Below are 19,132 nucleotides of genomic sequence, written 5' to 3' on the forward strand. Positions count from 1 at the left end.
AAAACAAAAAAAACCCCGCCTGCCCAAAAAAATAATACCCCCCCCCCCAACCTTAAAACTCCCCCCCCCCCCCCCCCCCCCACAACAAAAAAAAAAAAACCCACCCCCCCCCAACCCCCGGGGGGGGGGGGCATTAAAAAATCAATATAACAATTAATATTTCTAATTCAAAATCAAGTTAATATAAATTTATTTTTAAACCTAATTTAAATTAAAAATAATTAGACTCATCTCTCTTTATTACAACCATTGGTATAAAGCAATAATGACAGGCATTGTAAATACACAAAGTAGTGTTGTTACCCCATAAATCGCACTTGCCTTTTTCGCATCTTGTTTATACACCACTGCTATTTGAGTGACAGTTGCCGCTGACGGGCTAGTGGTTGCTAAAAAGCTAATCATAGCAATTGTTGCTCCATTCTCTGATACCCAAGTACCAAAATCGAATATTTTAACAATCACCAATAAAATCAAGGGAATAAAAATTAAGCGCAAAAAAGCAACCAAATAAATGCGTTTATCCGCCATAATTTCTTTTACAGGAATGGAAGCAATCAGCATACCTGCTACTAACATTGCCATTGGGCCGATCATATTGCCTAGCCATGCTAATGTGCCTGAAATCACAGTTGGTAGCTGAATTTGTAGCAAAAACAGCAACATGCCAATCATAATCGCAATAATATTGACATTGGTAAAAATGGTTTTTAGAGAAACTTTTCCCTTGCCACACAATAACGTCCGTAGGTGTGACCAAAATAGGAAATTCTGCACAACCATAAAACCCGTGGCATAAATCACCCACTCATTACCGAACAACGAAGCTACTAACGGAATGATTAAATTGCCCGAATTGGAATAAATTGCCGTTGCGTGTTCTAAATTAGAGAGTTTAAAGAGAGATGCTAAGATTTTACCAATTATAATCAACAAACCACTTAGCAAAACCGCCATACCAAACGAAAGATATAAACCATGTAAAATGGCATCCGAGTACTCAATTTGAAAAGCACTAATTAGCATTGAAGGGCTAATAATATAAAGCCCAATAACCGAAATCGGATAGCTTTGTTCTGAAGTGAGTAATCTGAGTTTTACCAACAAATAGCCCAACATCACAATAATGGTAAGTTGGGTAATTTTTTCTGCTAATAGTAAGGCAAGATCCATTTATCTGCCCTCAAATAATAAACGTTGAGCACCTGAATACACCGTTGCTTTGCCCTTACGGGTAAATGCCGTTAGCGTAAAGTTGTGTTCTTGAGCAATTTCAACTGCTAAAGCGGTAGTGGCAGAAATGGCACAGAGCATTTCGATGCCAACAGCTAAACATTTTTGCACCATTTCAAAACTAGCACGGCTCGTTACAAATACAAAACCGATTGGCTCACCAGCTTTTGCATACCAACCGATTAATTTATCCAAAGCAACGTGCCTGCCAACATCCTCTCGAATAGCAAGCAATTTACCTTCTGGCGAAAAAAAGGCTGCTGCATGGCTTGCGCCCGTTAATTGTGCTAATTGTTGTGCCTGTTCCAACTGCACTAAACAATCATCAAAAATGAATGGATTTACTGCCTGCAAGCGGTCATTTTTTTGTAAAAATTTGCAACTTTGGTTTACTTGCTCTAACTGCTCAACCCCGCAAATTCCACAACCTGTTCTACCCGTCATAGAACGGCGTTTTTCTTTTAATGCCACAAATTGGCGGGTCGCAATTTCCATTTGTATTTCAATGCCATTACATTGTTCAATCACATCTAGCCCATACAATTCTTGCTTATGGGTTAGAATGCCTTCTGCGAGTGAAAAGCCTAATGCAAAATCTTCAAGATCTTGCGAAGTAGCCATCATCACTGCGTGCGAAATTCCGTTATAAACCAAGGCAATAGGCTCTTCGCAAATTAAATTCTCTTGTACTTCACTTGTAAAATTTTGTTGTAATTTGACCGCTTGTTTTTCTATTGTGATATTCATCGTTTATCCCAAAAATACCTTCCAGTAAAGGTTTTTATTTTACAATTTTTTCCTAAATCTCCATATAGCCATTTTTAAACCAAAACCAAAGCTTAAATCTAAATCACTCTCATTTAATAACAAATTTCTAACATTTTTATACTTTTTGCTGATTTTTTATACCGCACTTGTTAAAAAAATGTGAAAAAACTCTTTATTGGATATTTTAAACTCACTAGAATGTGTTAATTATTTAAGCTATATCAAATTAAGTACAAATAATGTCTGTTTTACTTACGATTGGGTATAGATTATTAGCTATAAAGGTCAATAATAACCTTTACTTTAAGCGCTATACGCAATTAGAGTTTTAGTTATTTACATTAATAATCATTAATGTTTTATTTTGAGGAGTGATTATGCAGGTCTCTAGACGTAAGTTCTTTAAGATCTGTGCAGGTGGTATGGCGGGAACTTCTGCGGCAATGTTGGGTTTTGCACCAGCAACCGCATTAGCAGCGCCACGCGAGTATAAGCTTTTAAGAGCAAAAGAAACTCGTCAAACTTGCACGTATTGTGCTGTTGGCTGTGGTATGTTGATGTATAGCCTTGGCGACGGTGCAATGAATGCACGTGGTAAATTATTCCACGTTGAGGGTGATCCAGATCACCCAGTAAGCCGTGGCGCACTTTGTCCTAAAGGCGCAGGTGTTTTAGACTATGTAAATAGTCCAAACCGTTTACAATATCCAGAATATCGTGCACCAGGTTCCGATAAATGGGAACGAATTTCTTGGCACGATGCAATTCATAAAATTGCGAAACTTCTAAAAGAAGACCGTGATGCGAATTTCCAAGCAACCAACAAAGCTGGCACACCAGTAAACCGTTGGCTCACCACAGGTATGCTTTGTGCTTCTGCCGCAAGTAATGAAACCTGTTATCTCACTCACAAGTGGGGACGTTCTCTTGGGATGCTTTATTTAGACAACCAAGCGAGTACCTGACACGGACCAACGGTAGCAAGTCTTGCTCCAACATTTGGTCGCGGTGCCATGACAAATCACTGGGTTGATATTAAAAATGCGGACGTTGTGGTCGTAATGGGCGGTAATGCTGCTGAAGCGCACCCTGTTGGTTTCCGCTGGGCAATCGAAGCGAAAAAACAAAACGGCGCGAAGTTAATGGTGGTTGATCCACGTTTTAACCGTACTGCAGCCGTGGCGGATTTCTATACTCCAATTCGTTCGGGTACGGATATTGCTATGCTATTAGGCGTAATCCGTTATTTATTAGCGAACAATAAAATTCAACACGAGTACGTTAAACACTATACCAACGCAAGTTTCTTAGTAAACGAAGGCTTTAATTTCGAAGACGGTTTATTCTCGGGCTACAATGCAACAACTCGTCAATACGATAAATCAACGTGGTCTTATCAACTTGATGAAAATGGTCAGCCAAAACGTGATTTAACCTATCAAGATCCACGTTGTGTCATTAACCTATTAAAAGCGCATGTTGAACGCTATACACCAGAGATGGTGGAACGTATCTGTGGTACTAAGCAAAAAGACTTCTTAGAATTTGCAGAAACGATTGCATCCACTTCAACACCAGAGCGTACAACAACTTTCTTATATGCTTTAGGTTGGACACAGCATTCAGTAGGTACACAAAATATTCGTTCAATGGCGATGATTCAGCTATTACTCGGTAATATTGGCATGGCAGGTGGCGGTGTAAACGCATTGCGTGGTCACTCAAACGTACAAGGTGCTACGGATATGGGCTTGTTCCCGTCAATGCTAACAGGTTATATGCCACTTCCAACTGAAAATGATACTTCACTTGAAGCATTTTTAAACCGCATTACACCGAAAACAACGGCTGAAGGTCAGGTAAACTATTGGCAAAATACACCTAAATTCCTTGTCAGCTTACTGAAATCGTTCTATGGCGATAAAGCAACCGCTGAAAATGAATATGGTTTCCATAACTTACCAAAACAGTTACCGAAAAAACTCGATCCAATGCAGTACATTGATATGATGGTGGAAGGTAAAGTAAATGGTTATATCTGCCAAGGTTATAACCCGATTGCTTCTTACCCTGATTCAAACAAAGTACGCAAAGGTTTAAGCAATCTAAAATTCCTTGTGATTTTAGACCCACTTGCAACAGATACGTCTAACTTCTGGCAAAACCACGGTGAAATAAATGACGTAAATCCTGCGGATATTCAGACTGAAGTATTCCGTTTACCAACAATCTGTTTTGCAGAAGAAGATGGCTCGATCGCTAACTCTGGCCGTTGGCTACAATGGCACTGGAAAGCGGCAGAACCACCAAAAGAAGCAAAACCAGACGTGGATATTCTTTCAGAAATTCGTGAAGTGATGCTAGAAATGTACCACCATGAGGGCGGTAAATCGATTGACACGATTGAAGCAATGGCTTGGGATTATGCAAACCCAGCTGAACCAAAATCGGATGAGTTGGCGAAAGAAATTAACGGCTATGCACTAGAAGACATTGTAGATCCAACAAGCGGTCAAATTTTAGTGAAAAAAGGCGAATTACTTTCTTCATTTGCCCAACTTCGTAATGACGGTACAACCTCATCTGGTAACTGGATTTACACAGGTCAATGGACGCCGAAAGGCAACCAAATGGCAAACCGTGATAACTCAGACCCATCGGGCTTAGGTAATACACTTGGTTGGGCATTTGCGTGGCCTGCTAACCGCCGTATTGTTTATAACCGTGCAAGTGCAGATCTTTCAGGTAAACCTTGGAACCCGAAACGCCAATTAGTGAAATGGAATGGTAAAAACTGGAACTATATTGACGTTGCTGACTTCGGTACTGCACCGCCAAATAGTAAGGTAATGCCATTTATTATGCAGCAAGAAGGCGTTAGCCGTTTATTCGCTTTAGATAAATTGGCTGATGGCCCATTCCCTGAGCATTACGAACCAATCGAAAGCCCAATTGGTACTAACCCACTTCATCCAAATGTAGTGCAAAACCCTGTGGCTCGAATTTTGGAAAATGATAAAGCAAGCTTTGGTACAGCGGATGAATTCCCGTATGTAGGCACAACTTATCGTTTAACAGAGCACTTCCATTTCTGGACTAAGCAAGCCATGTTAAATGTGATTGCTCAGCCTGAACCATTTGTAGAAATTGGCGAAGCGCTAGCGGCAGAAAAAGGCATTGTAAATGGTGATACCGTTAAAGTAAGTTCAAAACGTGGCTTTATTAAAGCGAAAGCGGTAGTTACCAAACGTGTTCGTGCGGTACAAGTTGATGGCAAAACCATTCATACCATTGGTATTCCAATTCATGGTGGTTTCGCAACTGTTGGTAAGAAAGGTTATTTAGCGAATAGCCTAACAGGTCGAGTAGGTGATGCAAATACGCAAACACCTGAATATAAAACGTTCCTTGTGAACATCGAGAAAGTTGTGGAGGTGGCATAATGTCAACAGTTCAAGACCAAAACATTATTAAAATCTCTGCGACCTCATTTGTTACTCCGCCACCACAAGCACGTACTGGTAGTGTGGTCGAGGTAGCAAAACTGATCGACGTTTCAACTTGTATCGGTTGTAAAGCGTGCCAAGTAGGTTGTTCTGAATGGAACGACCTACGTACTGCACCACAAGAATGCGTAGGCGTTTACGATAATCCAATTGATCTCAATGCTGAACAATGGACCGTGATGAAGTTCAACGAAGTGGAAGAAAACGACCGCTTAGAATGGCTTATTCGTAAAGATGGCTGTATGCACTGTGCAGAACCTGGCTGTTTAAAAGCTTGCCCTGCACCAGGTGCTATCATTCAATACGCTAACGGTATTGTGGATTTCCAATCGGATAAATGTATCGGTTGTGGTTATTGTATTGCAGGCTGTCCATTCAATATTCCTCGAATGAACGATAAAGACAACCGTGTGTACAAATGCACCTTATGTGTTGATCGAGTCAATGTCGGACAAGAACCTGCCTGCGTGAAAACCTGCCCAACAGGTGCAATTCGCTTTGGTTCTAAAGAGGAAATGCTTCACTACGGTGAACAACGTGTGAAAGAGCTACAAAGTCGTGGCTATGCTAATGCAGGCGTTTATAACCCTGAAGGTGTGGGAGGCACACATGTAATGTATGTCCTTCACCATGCAGATAAGCCAGAGCTTTATTCTGGCTTACCAAAAGACCCAGGCATTGATCCAACCATCACACTTTGGAAAGATGTGCTAAAACCCGTTGCAGCAATCGCAATGGGTGGTTTAGCGTTAGCCGAAGTAGCACATTATGTAACCGTTGGTCCTAACATTGAAGAAGATGTAGAAGATCATCATGAGGAAGGAGATAAACATGAGTAAGAAATTTGAAATCACGAACGATACCAAAATCGTTCGTCATAAACCGCTTGCTCGTGTAAGCCATTGGTTCCTTGTTATTTCTTTCTTTTTAACCATGTTTACAGGAGTTGCTTTCTTTTTTCCTGATTTCTCATGGTTACACGAGATTCTTGGTACACCACAACTAGCACGAGCAATTCATCCATTTACTGGCTTGGTCATGTTTACTGCATTTATTATTATGGCGTTAATTTATTGGCACCATAATATTCCAGAAAAGAATGATATTCGCTGGGCAAAAGGTATTGTTGAAGTATTAAAAGGTAATGAACATGCCGTTGCATATAACGGCAAATACAATCTAGGGCAAAAAATGTTGTTCTGGACGCTGATTTTAGCAATGTTCACCCTATTAATTACAGGTATTATTATGTGGAGAAAATATTTCTCTGCAAACTTCTCAATCCAAACCTTACGTATTGCAATCTTGCTCCACTCTGCAAGTGCGTTTGCGTTATTTACAGGTATCCTCGTCCATATGTATATGGCGTTTTGGGTGAAAGGCTCAATTACGGGGATGGTTGAAGGTTGGGTAACTGTTCGCTGGGCAAAAAAACACCATCCTAAATGGTTTAAAGAAGAAGTATTACCTGAGCTTGAACAAGAAGCTAACAAAAAATCTTAATCCAATAAAAAGTGCGGTAAAATGCCGCACTTTATTTTTTAAGGCTTGCTAAATGTCTTTGTAAAGGGCGTTTAGCAAGATTTAACCAGAGAAAAATACTATGAGCATCCGAATTTTACCTGAAACAGAAATTAAACAAGTGGCAAGTTCATTCCAACATCCACCGCTATTATTTGCAAATCCCAAGAATCTTTATTTTCGTCGCGCAAAACGTTTAAGAGAATTGGCAGAAAATAATCCCTTTGGTGATTATTTAGAATTTGCGGCTAACCTTTCTGAAGTTCAGCTAGATCTATTAGAAAGCCACCCAATTGCAAATTACTCTGAAAAATTAACCGCTTGTGTGCAAACCACAAATGGTCAAAAACCATTGAATGCTAAAACATTCCAACGTAGTAGTGAATGGCGTGATTTATTACTTGCACTGCTTGAAAAATTTAAACCTTATGCTAACGATACCATGTTGGCAACCATCGAATTACTCGAAAAATCTTCTAGCTCTGAATTAGAAACCTTCGCTGATGATCTGCTTAATGAACGTTTTGAAACGGTCGGGGCAGACAAAGCGGTATTTTTATGGGCGGCGTTATCGCTGTATTGGACACAACTGGCGCAACAATTACCACGTCATACCCAAACAGAAGTCGGTGAACGTCATACTTGTCCTGTATGCGATTCAGCACCTGTCGCAAGCGTAGTGCATTTTGGTGACACTCAGGGGCTTCGTTATTTACATTGTGCGCTGTGTGAAAGTGAATGGAATATGACTCGTTCACAATGTTCTGTTTGTGATCAAAGCGGTAAATTAGATTATTGGAGTATTGATAGCGTCGATGCAGCAGTAAAAGCTGAAAGTTGCGGTGATTGTGAAAGCTATTTAAAAGTACTGTACCAAGAAAAAGATCCGCACGTAGAGCCTGTTGCTGATGATTTAGCAACACTTGTACTTGATGCGGAAATGGAACAAAAAGGGCTTGCACGTAGCGGATTAAACCCATTCTTATTCCAAGTTGAAGCCTAATCTCTAATTTGCAAAAAAGCGGTCGAATTTGACCGCTTTTTTGCATTTTCAATCCCCATATTTTGCGTTTCATCATTATTTTAAAAAATTAATTAATTCCTTATTGCTATTTTGACCATTTTTAGGTATATCTACCCTTAATTAAATTTATGCAATACATAGGAAAAAATTATGAATCAGCCATACTCTGCTATGCGTAACAACATCCATATGCTCGGTGATTTTTTAGGTGAAACAATCCGTGAAGCCCAAGGGAACGATATTTTAGAGTTGATTGAAAGCATTCGAGTCCTTTCAAAAAACTCGCGTGCTGGTGATGAAAAAGCGCGTGAACAATTGCTTGATAAACTTGCGAATATCTCAACTGAAAATGTCCTGCCCGTAGCTCGTGCATTCAGCCAATTTCTAAACCTCACTAATATTGCAGAACAATATCAAACCATTTCTCGTCATCATCAAGATGAATCTTTAGGTAATCGCTCGCTCAGCGCTTTATTTGCTCGCTTAAAAGCATTAAACACCCCTGTTGAAACTGTGATTCAAACGGTAGAAAAATTATTAGTCGAATTAGTACTTACTGCACACCCAACGGAAGTAACACGTCGTTCATTAGTTCACAAACACGTTGAAATCAACAAATGTTTAGGGCAATTAGAACACGATGATTTAACTGAGGAAGAGCAAACCAAACACAAACGCCGTTTAATGCAACTGATTGCGCTTGCATGGCACACCAATGAAATCCGTGCTGCACGTCCTACCCCTGTTGATGAAGCCAAATGGGGCATGGCGATTATTGAAAACAGCTTATGGAAAGCAGTACCTGATTTCTGTCGTGAATTAAATTTCCAGTTAGAAAAACATTTTGGTGTGCAGCATGATGTCGCGCTTTCACCTGTGCGCTTTTCTTCTTGGATGGGTGGAGACCGTGACGGTAACCCTTTTGTTACCGCAGCAGTAACCCGCAAAGTATTATGGATGAACCGTTGGAAAGCAGCGGAATTATTCCTAAACGATGTGAGTGATTTAGCTGAAGAGCTTTCAATTGTTCAGTGCACCGATGCATTTAGAGCAAAATATGGTGATCATATTGAGCCTTATCGTGCGGTAGTAAAAAGCTTGCGTACTAAGTTACAAAAAACCTTAGCCTATTTTGGTGAGCTCATTGAAGGCAAACCAATTACGATTGATACAAACGAAATTATCACCCATGATAACGATTTATGGGAACCGCTTTATGATTGTTATCAGTCGTTACAAGCGTGCGGTATGCGCATTATCGCAAATGGAGGGTTACTCGACTGCCTACGCCGTATTCGCTGTTTTGGTTTAGGCTTATCTCGCTTAGATATTCGCCAAGAAAGCACCCGCCACGAAATGGCGATTTCTGAAATTACTCGCTATATCGGTTTGGGCGATTATGCGCAATGGACAGAGGACGATAAACAAGCATTCTTAGTGCGTGAATTAAGCTCTCGTCGCCCACTTGTACCAACTAGCTGGACGCCAAGCCCAGAAACACAAGAAATTTTAGAGACTTGCCGAGTGGTTGCAGAGCAACCAGAAGGCACGATTTCTACTTATGTGATTTCTATGGCGCGCGAAGCATCCGATGTATTAGCAGTACATTTATTATTAAAAGAAGCAGGTTGCCAATACACAGTACCTGTTGCACCATTATTTGAAACCTTAGATGACTTAGATCACAGTGAAAAAGTGATGACCGATTTATTCAATATCGGTTGGTATCGTGGCGTGATCAATAATTATCAAATGGTGATGATCGGCTATTCGGACTCAGCTAAAGATGCGGGTATGCTAGCCGCAAGTTGGGCGCAATACCGTTCACAAGAAGCATTAGTGAATTTAGCGGAAAAATATAATATCGAATTAGTGCTATTCCACGGTCGTGGCGGTACGGTTGGTCGTGGTGGTGCACCAGCACACGCTGCACTACTATCACAACCGCCTCGCTCATTAAAATCAGGTTTGCGCGTAACCGAACAAGGTGAAATGATTCGCTTTAAACTCGGCTTACCTGCAGTTGCAGTAGAAACGTTAAATTTGTATGCAAGCGCTATTTTAGAAGCAAATCTATTACCACCACCAGAGCCAAAACAAACATGGCGTAATATTATGGATAAAGGTTCAGATATTTCTTGTGAAATTTATCGTAACGTGGTGCGTGGCGAACCTGATTTTGTACCATATTTCCGTAGTGCAACACCAGAACAAGAACTTTCAAAATTACCACTCGGCTCTCGCCCTGCTAAACGTAACCCAAGCGGTGGTGTAGAAAGTTTACGTGCTATCCCTTGGATTTTCGCTTGGATGCAAAACCGCTTAATGCTACCAGCATGGCTTGGTGCAGGCGCTGCTCTTCGTCAATTAATCGAACAAGGCGATGAAGTAACCTTAAAAGAAATGTGTAAGGAATGGCCGTTTTTCTCAACCCGTATCGGAATGTTAGAAATGGTGTTCTCAAAAGCCGATTTATGGCTTGCGGAACATTATGATCAACGTTTAGTTGCAAAAGAATTACACAATTTAGGGAAATCACTACGTACGCAATTAGCAGAGGATATCAAAACGGTATTAACACTGGCGCACGATGGTCAGCTAATGGCAGACTTACCTTGGATTGCCGAATCCATTGCATTACGCAATGTTTATACCGACCCATTAAATCTGTTACAGGTTGAGCTATTACAACGTTTACGTAACCAAGGCGAAACACCTGATCCAGCCTTAGAACAAGCACTGATGATCACGATTACAGGTATCGCTGCAGGTATGCGTAATACAGGCTAATTTTAATTGCAAAAAATTCGCTAAAAATGACCGCTTGTTTAGCCAAACAAGCGGTCATTTTTTACATTTATTTTACACATTTGCAGAAGCTTGCTATATCCATATTAAAATTTATGTTATCATTGCAAATTGTTTCTACACGATTTTTATTTATATGAATATTCGCCTAAATCTCATTCTCCTTGTTATTGTTGCCTCGTTGGCTGGCTGGTACATGAGCCAACAAGCGCCTGAAACCAACGGTTTAGATCAATTAATCAAGAAGGAAGGAAATCCTGATTATACGGGGAACAAAATGACAACCTCGGTTTATGATCTAAAAGGCAATCCACAATATTTTGCTCAAGCCGATGAAATCAAACGTTATGAATCTAGCGAACGCACAGAATTTTTAAAACCATTTGTTGACTTATTTGATGCCGAAACAGCACTAAAACAGTGGAAAGTGAGCGCAGATCACGCAGAACTCACTAAAGAAAAAATGCTGAATTTATCAGGTAACGTAAAAATTGAAGCGCTTGAACCATCCTTTCGTTTACAACGCGTTGAAACCGACAAATTAACAATCGATTTAAATACTCAAGATATTTTTACCGACAGCGCCGTAAAATCCGTAGGCTCGGGCTTTACTACTAGCGGTGTTGGGTTAAAAGGCAATTTGAAACAACAAGTTGCCACCCTCACAAAAAACGTAAAAACTTATATTGAACCTACTGTTATTAAACAGTCTAACGAACAACAAAAATCAGAGAAGCAATCTCCTAAGGACGTACAATGAAACTTGTCATGAAATCTGTTGTGCTTACTACTCTACTTGGTTTAAGTATTTCAGCACACGCACTCAAAGGCGATACCGACCAGCCAATTAATATTGACTCAGGTAGCCAATCTCTTGATATGAATAGCAATGTGGTTGTATTTACTGATAACGTTGTGATTACCCAAGGTTCTATCAAAGTAACCGCTAATAAAGTGACCATTACTCGTCAAGAAGGTAAAAAAGAAACGCTTGATGCGACTGGCGCACCTGTGACTTTCCAACAAACATTGGACAACGGTAAACCTGTGAATGGTAAAGGTAACAGCGTACATTACGATTTAAACTCAGAGTTTTTGACACTGATTGGCAACGCTGAATTAAAACAACAAGGTAGTTTTATCAAAGCAAGTAAAATTACTTATGATGTTAAAAAACAACAGTTAAAAGCGACGAGTGGAAATAAATCACGCGTAAAAACCGTGTTAATTCCAAATGAGTTAAACCAGAAAAAATAGTAGGTAAACCATGCCAACGCTTTATGCAGAACATTTAGCAAAAAGCTATAAAAATCGCCAAGTAGTAAAAGACGTTAGCCTGAATGTCAAAGCAGGCGAAATCGTTGGTTTGCTTGGCCCAAACGGTGCTGGTAAGACGACGACTTTCTACATGGTCGTAGGTCTTGTACGCCACGATCAAGGTAAAATAAGCATTGATGATCAGGATATTAGCGTTCTGCCAATGCACGACCGAGCGAAGCAAGGCATCGGTTATTTACCGCAAGAAGCATCCATTTTTCGCCGTTTAAGCGTATATGACAACCTTATGGCTGTGCTTCAGGTTCGTAAAGATTTAAACAATCAGCAACGCAAAGCCAGAGCGGAAGAGCTAATCAACGAATTTCATATTACACATATTCGCGATAGCTTAGGTCAATCACTGTCAGGCGGTGAACGTCGCCGTGTAGAAATTGCTCGAGCGCTTGCGGCAAATCCACAATTTATCTTATTAGATGAACCCTTTGCAGGGGTTGATCCTATTTCGGTGATTGATATTAAAAAAATTATCGTCAATCTAAAAGAACGAGGATTAGGCGTGCTAATTACCGACCATAACGTACGTGAAACATTAGATGTTTGTGAGCGTGCTTATATCGTAGGTAGCGGTCAAATGATCGCAAGCGGAACACCTGCTGAAGTACTAAATAATCCTGATGTAAAACGAGTTTATTTGGGTGACCAATTTAAGCTGTAATCTGTTCAAGGTTGAGGAAAAAACTTAGCTTCCTCAAGCTTTCCAGAGAAAATATATGAAATTAACAGAATTTCTAACTATCGAAAATATTCGTCAAGGCGCTTTAATTTCGAGTAAAAAACGTGCGTTGGAATTAGTCGGAAAAATTATCGCAGAATCACTCAACAAAGATTGTGGTTGCGAGGAAAGCGAAGGACTTTGCCCGATCGAATGTTTTGGTAATTTATTTAAACGAGAAAAACTAGGCTCAACCAGTTTAAGTCACGGTGTTGCGTTGCCACACGCAAAATTACCCAGTTCATCAACACTTTCTTTAGAAAAACCTATTGCGGTATTTCTTCAGTTGGAAACGCCAATTGATTACGAAGCCGTCGATAATAAAGAAGTTGATTTAATTTATGCAGTTATGTTCCCTGAAGGCAGTTGTGAACAATACAAAGGTTGCTTGCAACACATTGCGCAACGTCTCAGCGATAAAACATTAGTAAAACAATTGCGTAGCGCAGAAAGCTCAGAAGAAATTTGGCAACTCTTTGAATACGCAGATCTGCAAGTTAGTGAGTAAAATTAGAGGATATATATGGAATTGGTGATTATAAGTGGGCGCTCTGGTTCGGGGAAATCCGTAGCGCTACGAGCTTTAGAAGATGTAGGTTATTACTGCGTAGATAATCTGCCGCTTCCGCTTATTCCTGAATTAGCATCGTTTTTAGCCAACTCTGGACGTTCTGCGGTGGTAAGTCTTGATATCCGCAATTTGCCCGAAAACCAAGAAAGTATCGAACAGTTACTCAATCAACTTTCACAACTTACCATCAATACCAAATTGATTTTCCTTGATTGTGAACGTAATACTCTGATCAGACGTTATAGCGATTCCCGGCGCCTACACCCTCTTTCAAATAAAGATTTATCACTTGAAAGTGCAATTGATTCAGAAAATGCATTGCTTGAACCACTCTTTCATCAAGCAAACTATATTATTGACACCACTAACATCTCTTCGCATGAATTAGCTGAGAATTTGCGTAGCCTATTACGCGGTTCAACCGATAAAGAACTCAAAATTGTCTTTGAATCATTCGGTTTCAAATACGGCTTACCTGCCGATGCGGATTATGTTTTCGATGTGCGTTTTCTACCAAACCCACACTGGAATCCTGAATTACGCCCAATGACAGGTTTAGAACAGCCCGTCATTGACTTTTTAGAGCGCCAAACCGAAGTACATAACTTTATCTACCATACCCGCAATTACTTAGAAATGTGGCTACCAATGTTGGAAAAAAATAACCGTAGCTACCTCACCATTGCGATCGGTTGTACAGGCGGGAAACATCGTTCTGTATTTGTGGCTGAACAATTGGCCAAATATTTCCAAAGTCGAGATAAAGATGTACAAATTCGTCATCGTAGTCTCGAAAAACATCATCGAAAACCATGTTAATCCAAGCGGTCAATTTTTCTTAGAATTTTGCAAATTTTTCAGAAAAATCGACCGCTTGCAGTTTATTAGCGAACCCCAAATACAACACAATTTCTTACATTTCACACTATGAAATCAGCAGATATTATTATTATCGGTGGCGGTATGGTTGGGCTTGCGTTGGCAGGCCTTTTAAAAGATACCGCATGCCAAATTAAAATTATTGAGAAACAAGCTCCAAGCTTAACAGACAGCTATTCCAATCGAGTGAGTGCAATTAATGCAACCAGTGAACAAATGCTCCGCCAAATTGGTGCTTTTGAACGTATCGCAAGCGATCGCCTCTCCCCTTATCAACAAATGTTAGTGTGGGAAAAAGACAGTTTCGCCAGAATTCATTTTGATAATCAACAGTTGGCAATCCAACAATTAGGTGTAGACCAGCTCGGTTTTATCATTGAAAATAACCGCATTCAGCATGCGCTTTGGCAACAAGTAAACCAACAAGAAAATGCTGAAATTATTTTGGCTAACGCTCAAACTATTGGTGTTAATGAAACAGGAGCATTTTTAACCTTAGACAATGGCGAAACGCTTTCAGCTAAATTAGTTATCGCCGCCGATGGGGCAAATTCATGGCTTCGCCAACAAGCGAATATTCCAGTAACGAGCAAAGATTATCAACATAATGCGCTGGTTTGTAATGTAAAAACAGCCGAACCGCATCAATTAATTGCCCGTCAAATTTTCTCGCCTGATAGCATTTTGGCGTTTTTACCGCTCGCCGATGAGCAATATTGTTCAATTGTTTGGTCTTTACCACCAGAGCAAGCAAAAACGCTAGTCAATTGTGATGAACAACAATTTAATCGAGCGCTGACTATTGCATTTGACAACCAACTTGGATTAGTTGAATTGCAAAGTGAACGGGCAATTTACCCGCTTGTTGCCCGCTATGCACGTGATTTTGCACAAAATCGTATCGCACTTATTGGTGATGCAGCACATACGATTCATCCACTGGCTGGTTTGGGAGTTAATTTAGGTTTTGCTGATGCCATCATGCTTGCGCAAGAAATTCAGTACCATTTGGCAAACGGTCATGATATTGGCGAATATCGTCATCTACGCCGTTTTGAACGCACTCGTAAAGCAGAAGCGAGCAAATTATTGCTGGCAATGGAAACGTTAAAACAGCTATTCCACGGCGATCACCCTTTGAAGAAATTAATTAGAGGCATTGGCTTAACTGTAACCGACCAAATTCCACAACTCAAAAAACGCTTAATTGAACAGGCAATGAACGTGTAGATGCTGATTAAAATTTATACGCTCGACAATGCTATACAAGATTTTACTGAACTAGGCTTTTATGTTGCTGTCTATTATCGGTACAATAAACGCCCTTTCAGAAGGGTACTTTTAATCTTACTTTTTAAGGAATACTAATGAAAAAATTAACAACCATTGGTGCGGTAGCACTCTTAGCATTTAGCGTAACGGCATGTAACAAAGCAGATCCTGCAGCAGATTACAAAAAATTCCAAGAATGGTACCAAGTTCAAGAACAATCTCAAGCAGCAGCACAAGCTGAGTTCCAAAAACAATTAACTGAAGTGATGGGTCAAGCTGAAAAAGATCCTAAAGCATTAGAAACAGTATTAAATAACTTCGCTGGTAAAGTTCAAGAAACATTAAAAAGCTTAGATGCTATTGATGTAAAAAGCGAAGAAATTAAAGCATTAAAAGATAAAACTAAAGCAGTTTTAGGTTTATCAAATGAAGTACTTTCAGATCAAGTAAAAGTAATGGCGGCTCCAACTGCTGAAGCACAACAAGCAATTCAAGCAAAAGCAGAGAAATTAAACCAAGCAGCTCAAGATCTTCAAAAATTACAAGCTGAATTAAAAGCAAAATTTACTAAATAATTCACAGCTAAATAACCTAGGGGAAATCCCTTAAAGTTTTAAAGGTTAGTGTAAACCGCACTAACCTTTTTCCACATCAATAGGTAAGAAAATGACTAAATTCACCAAAATTAGTGCAACTGTGTTATTCACTTTATTTTTAACCGCTTGTGATAAACCTGCAAACAAACCCTCTGAAAGCACGGTAGCACCAGCCACTCAAACAGAAGTAAAACCCGCACAGGTTGATACTGGTGCTGAAGACTACAAGAAATTCCAAGAATGGCAACAAGTTCAAGAGCAATCAATTGGCAATGCGATTAATAACGCAGTGGAACAATTAGGCGAAAAAGCCAAAGATCCTGAAGTGATTCAAGATGCAATGAACAAAGCGATTTTGACTCAAATTGAAAGTATTCAACAAAGTGCTGCAACATTAGACATTAAAGATGCGCAAGTAAACGCACTTAAAGACAAAGCATTAGAAGCAATGGCATTAGGTGCAAAAATGATCACAGAAAATGACAAACTTGCGAAAAACCCAACACCTGAAGCGCACAAAGCATTTAGCGAATTACAAGCGCAATTGGATAAAATTGCAACTGAAGGTCAAAAAATTGAAGCTGAATTAGCGGCTAAATATGGCCCAGCTCCAGCTCCAGCTCCAGCTCCAGCTCCAGCTCCAGCTCCAGCTCCAGCTCCAGCTCAACAATAATATCTCGCACGGCTAGGCTTGCCTAGCCGTTTTTACTCGAAAGCAAACGGCACAACAATGCAACATATAATAAAAAAAACAGTTTCTTTTTTTGTTATTTTAGGTCTTATTGGCTGTAGTAGCTCACAAGAAAGTCACACGCCCCAAGCAGATTTTCAGCGTTTCCATAATTGGGACGAAGTCTATGGTAATGACTATATTCAAGCGACCATCTTTGCCATCTACGGTTTAGATACAGCGAAAAATACCCATGCCCGTATTGAAACCATGCAAAATTATTTGGAAGAAGTCGACACGATTCAGGCTTCGCTTAATTATCTTGATATTCAAAATGACGAAATCATACAAATCAAAAATATAGGTTTGCAAGCATTGCAACTCAGCCAAGAAACTTTTCGAGATATGATTAAATTAGAATCTCAACCGAACGATGAATTAGCTCAAGCGGTACAAGATAAAGGGAAAATCATTTCACAACTGGGAAATGAAATTACCAATCAGAAACTAAAATTAATGAAAAAATATCAACTCTAATAGCAAAGGACGCACACAGGCGTCCTTTCGTTTTATTGCCAACCTAATGCCTTATTCGCCACAATTTCTCGCAATCGTTGCTGATGAGAAATGGCAAATAATCCTAAATTTCTGATTGCTTGGAGCGGTAAAAAATCGCAAGAAAATAGCGAAATTAGACCGCTTGTAAGCCCGATAATTTGAGCTTGATCTGACGCTCTTAATTGCTCAAATTGATTCAATAAAGCAAACTCACCTAAATCTTTGTCCTCTTCAAAAGCGTTCGATAATAATTGTGCTAAAGTAAATAAATCTCTTAAACCGAGATTAAAGCCCTGCCCTGCAACAGGATGCAATAATTGTGCCGCATTTCCCACAATTGCCAGACGGTGATGAATATGCGATTGTGCTTTTTGCAAAGTGAGCGGATAAACAAACCGTTTACTCACTCGAACAAATTTACCAAGTTTCCAGCCAAACTGTTGTTGTAAATGCGCCAGAAATGCTTGATCAGAAAGCTGAGTGAAAGCTTCTGCCTGTTTAACGCACCAAACTAGCGACATTCGGTTATCACTTAAAGGCAATAATGCCAAAGGTCCCTGTGCGGTAAAGCGTTCAAACGCTTGCCCCTGATGTGGCTCACTGATTTCTATATTTGCAATCAAGGCTGATTGTTGGTAATCCTTAATTAATTGTGTTTCAACCCCACATTGCAAAGCAATCTGTGATTGAATACCGTCGGCTGCTACAATCAGTTGGGTGCTAAGCTGTTCGCCTGTTTGTAAACGAAGCACCACTTCCGTTTGTGAACGTTCGAAATGGGCAATTTGGTTAGGGCAAAACCAATGAATATTCGGCTGTTGCTCAATACAAGCGGTCAAATTTTTTCCTAATTTTGCAAGTTCTACCACCACACCTAATTGCGCCAAATTTAGCTCTTCTGCCTTAAGGGTAGTTTTACCAAAGTGTCCCATATCAGACACTTGGATTTGGCGAATCGGCGTAGCAATTTGCTGAATTTGCTCCGCCAACGAAACACCAACAAGCGGTCGAATTTTGGCAAATTTTTGCAAACTCCCTTGCGCTAACGCAATGCTACGGGCATCAAATCCACCTTGCATCTCATAATTTGGCAATTGCTTTTCCACAACTGCAATACGCATTTTATGCTGTGAAAAACTACTCAGTGCCAGCGCTAACACGCAACCTGTTACCGCCCCACCAACAATCACTAGATCAAATTGCTCTGCCATTTGCACCTCTTATTCAAACACTTGCAACACTTCAAGTGGATAACTTTCACCGCGCAAATAATCTTCTAACGATTGGCTCACCAAAGGATTACGTTCACACTGCCCTTCTTGCTGAATAAAGTGTTTAAACTCACTCAAACTCAGCCAGAAACCTTGAGTAATATCGCTATCCTGCGGTGAAATCGGTAAAAAATCATCTAATTCAACAGCAAATACAAAACGCAAATAATCGGTTTGAGAACGAGGCGCATGCCATTGGTAAACCTTAATTAAACGTTGCATTTGTGCGTGAATTCCTGTTTCTTCAAACAGTTCACGGCTTGCCCCTTCCAGCAAGGACTCGTTCGCTTCCAAATGCCCTGCAGGTTGGTTTAAGGTACGTTTGCCGTATTCGATTTCTTCAACAAATAAAAATTTGCCCTTACAATGAACAACACAGGCTAGCGTAATATGCGGTTTATGCAT

General features: G+C 40.1%; 18 protein-coding genes. 14 read left to right on the forward strand and 4 right to left on the reverse strand.

The window, feature by feature from the left end; genetic code table 11:
• Positions 1-240: 240 nt before the first annotated feature.
• Positions 241-1,173 carry an AEC family transporter gene (locus F8M47_RS09980; RefSeq protein WP_150539930.1) on the reverse strand — a complete coding sequence of 311 codons (933 nt, stop codon included), beginning with the start codon at positions 1,171-1,173 and terminating at the stop codon, positions 241-243.
• Entirely contained in the window at positions 1,174-1,980 is an 807-nt protein-coding gene (gene fdhD, locus F8M47_RS09985) for a formate dehydrogenase accessory sulfurtransferase FdhD (RefSeq protein ID WP_150539931.1), read from the reverse strand.
• A 398-nt stretch (positions 1,981-2,378) separates the two neighbouring features.
• Here fdhD and fdnG point away from each other — a divergent pair, with 398 nt between their 5' ends.
• From fdnG to F8M47_RS10055, 14 genes are all read left to right on the forward strand, one after another.
• Entirely contained in the window at positions 2,379-5,444 is a 3,066-nt protein-coding gene (fdnG, locus tag F8M47_RS09990) for a formate dehydrogenase-N subunit alpha (RefSeq protein ID WP_150539932.1), read from the forward strand.
• The gene (gene fdxH, locus F8M47_RS09995; RefSeq protein ID WP_150539933.1) at positions 5,444-6,346 is read left to right on the forward strand and encodes a formate dehydrogenase subunit beta; all 903 of its coding nucleotides are present in this window, start codon (positions 5,444-5,446) and stop codon (positions 6,344-6,346) included. The genes fdnG and fdxH overlap by 1 nt, the downstream gene beginning before the upstream one ends.
• Entirely contained in the window at positions 6,339-7,010 is a 672-nt protein-coding gene (locus F8M47_RS10000; RefSeq protein WP_150539934.1) for a formate dehydrogenase subunit gamma, read from the forward strand. Before fdxH ends, F8M47_RS10000 begins: the two co-directional genes overlap by 8 nt.
• Positions 7,011-7,110: 100 nt before the next feature.
• On the forward strand, positions 7,111-8,031 hold the full coding sequence (gene fdhE, locus F8M47_RS10005) for a formate dehydrogenase accessory protein FdhE (RefSeq protein WP_150539935.1): 921 nt from the start codon (positions 7,111-7,113) through the stop codon (positions 8,029-8,031).
• 171 nt (positions 8,032-8,202) lie between these two features.
• Positions 8,203-10,842: a phosphoenolpyruvate carboxylase gene (ppc, locus tag F8M47_RS10010; protein WP_150539936.1), complete on the forward strand. Its 2,640-nt coding sequence runs from the start codon at positions 8,203-8,205 to the stop codon at positions 10,840-10,842.
• A gap of 154 nt (positions 10,843-10,996) precedes the next feature.
• Positions 10,997-11,620, forward strand: coding sequence for an LPS export ABC transporter periplasmic protein LptC (gene lptC / locus F8M47_RS10015; RefSeq protein WP_150539937.1), 624 nt, complete (start codon positions 10,997-10,999; stop codon positions 11,618-11,620).
• Positions 11,617-12,117: a lipopolysaccharide transport periplasmic protein LptA gene (gene lptA, locus F8M47_RS10020; RefSeq protein ID WP_150539938.1), complete on the forward strand. Its 501-nt coding sequence runs from the start codon at positions 11,617-11,619 to the stop codon at positions 12,115-12,117. The genes lptC and lptA overlap by 4 nt, the downstream gene beginning before the upstream one ends.
• A gap of 10 nt (positions 12,118-12,127) precedes the next feature.
• Positions 12,128-12,853, forward strand: coding sequence for an LPS export ABC transporter ATP-binding protein (gene lptB, locus F8M47_RS10025; protein WP_150539939.1), 726 nt, complete (start codon positions 12,128-12,130; stop codon positions 12,851-12,853).
• Positions 12,854-12,908: 55 nt separating this feature from the next.
• Positions 12,909-13,418 carry a PTS sugar transporter subunit IIA gene (locus F8M47_RS10030; protein ID WP_150539940.1) on the forward strand — a complete coding sequence of 170 codons (510 nt, stop codon included), beginning with the start codon at positions 12,909-12,911 and terminating at the stop codon, positions 13,416-13,418.
• Positions 13,419-13,433: 15 nt separating this feature from the next.
• Positions 13,434-14,300 (forward strand): RNase adapter RapZ, encoded by an 867-nt coding sequence (rapZ, locus tag F8M47_RS10035; RefSeq protein ID WP_150539941.1) that lies wholly within the window; start codon positions 13,434-13,436, stop codon positions 14,298-14,300.
• A gap of 108 nt (positions 14,301-14,408) precedes the next feature.
• Positions 14,409-15,590 (forward strand): FAD-dependent monooxygenase, encoded by a 1,182-nt coding sequence (locus F8M47_RS10040; protein ID WP_150539942.1) that lies wholly within the window; start codon positions 14,409-14,411, stop codon positions 15,588-15,590.
• Positions 15,591-15,727: 137 nt separating this feature from the next.
• Positions 15,728-16,207 carry a hypothetical protein gene (locus F8M47_RS10045; RefSeq protein ID WP_150539943.1) on the forward strand — a complete coding sequence of 160 codons (480 nt, stop codon included), beginning with the start codon at positions 15,728-15,730 and terminating at the stop codon, positions 16,205-16,207.
• 91 nt (positions 16,208-16,298) lie between these two features.
• Complete coding sequence (locus F8M47_RS10050) at positions 16,299-16,901, forward strand: lipoprotein Hlp (protein WP_150539944.1); 603 nt, start codon at positions 16,299-16,301, stop codon at positions 16,899-16,901.
• Between the two features lie 57 nt (positions 16,902-16,958).
• On the forward strand, positions 16,959-17,435 hold the full coding sequence (locus F8M47_RS10055) for a DNA repair protein (protein ID WP_150539945.1): 477 nt from the start codon (positions 16,959-16,961) through the stop codon (positions 17,433-17,435).
• A gap of 32 nt (positions 17,436-17,467) precedes the next feature.
• Here the strand turns inward: F8M47_RS10055 and ubiH are convergent, their stop codons facing one another.
• Positions 17,468-18,667: a 2-octaprenyl-6-methoxyphenyl hydroxylase gene (ubiH, locus tag F8M47_RS10060; protein ID WP_150539946.1), complete on the reverse strand. Its 1,200-nt coding sequence runs from the start codon at positions 18,665-18,667 to the stop codon at positions 17,468-17,470.
• Between the two features lie 9 nt (positions 18,668-18,676).
• The gene (locus F8M47_RS10065) at positions 18,677-19,132 is read right to left on the reverse strand and encodes an NUDIX hydrolase (RefSeq protein WP_150539947.1); all 456 of its coding nucleotides are present in this window, start codon (positions 19,130-19,132) and stop codon (positions 18,677-18,679) included.

Source organism: Actinobacillus vicugnae (assembly GCF_901687125.1).
Lineage (GTDB): Bacteria > Pseudomonadota > Gammaproteobacteria > Enterobacterales > Pasteurellaceae > Actinobacillus > Actinobacillus vicugnae.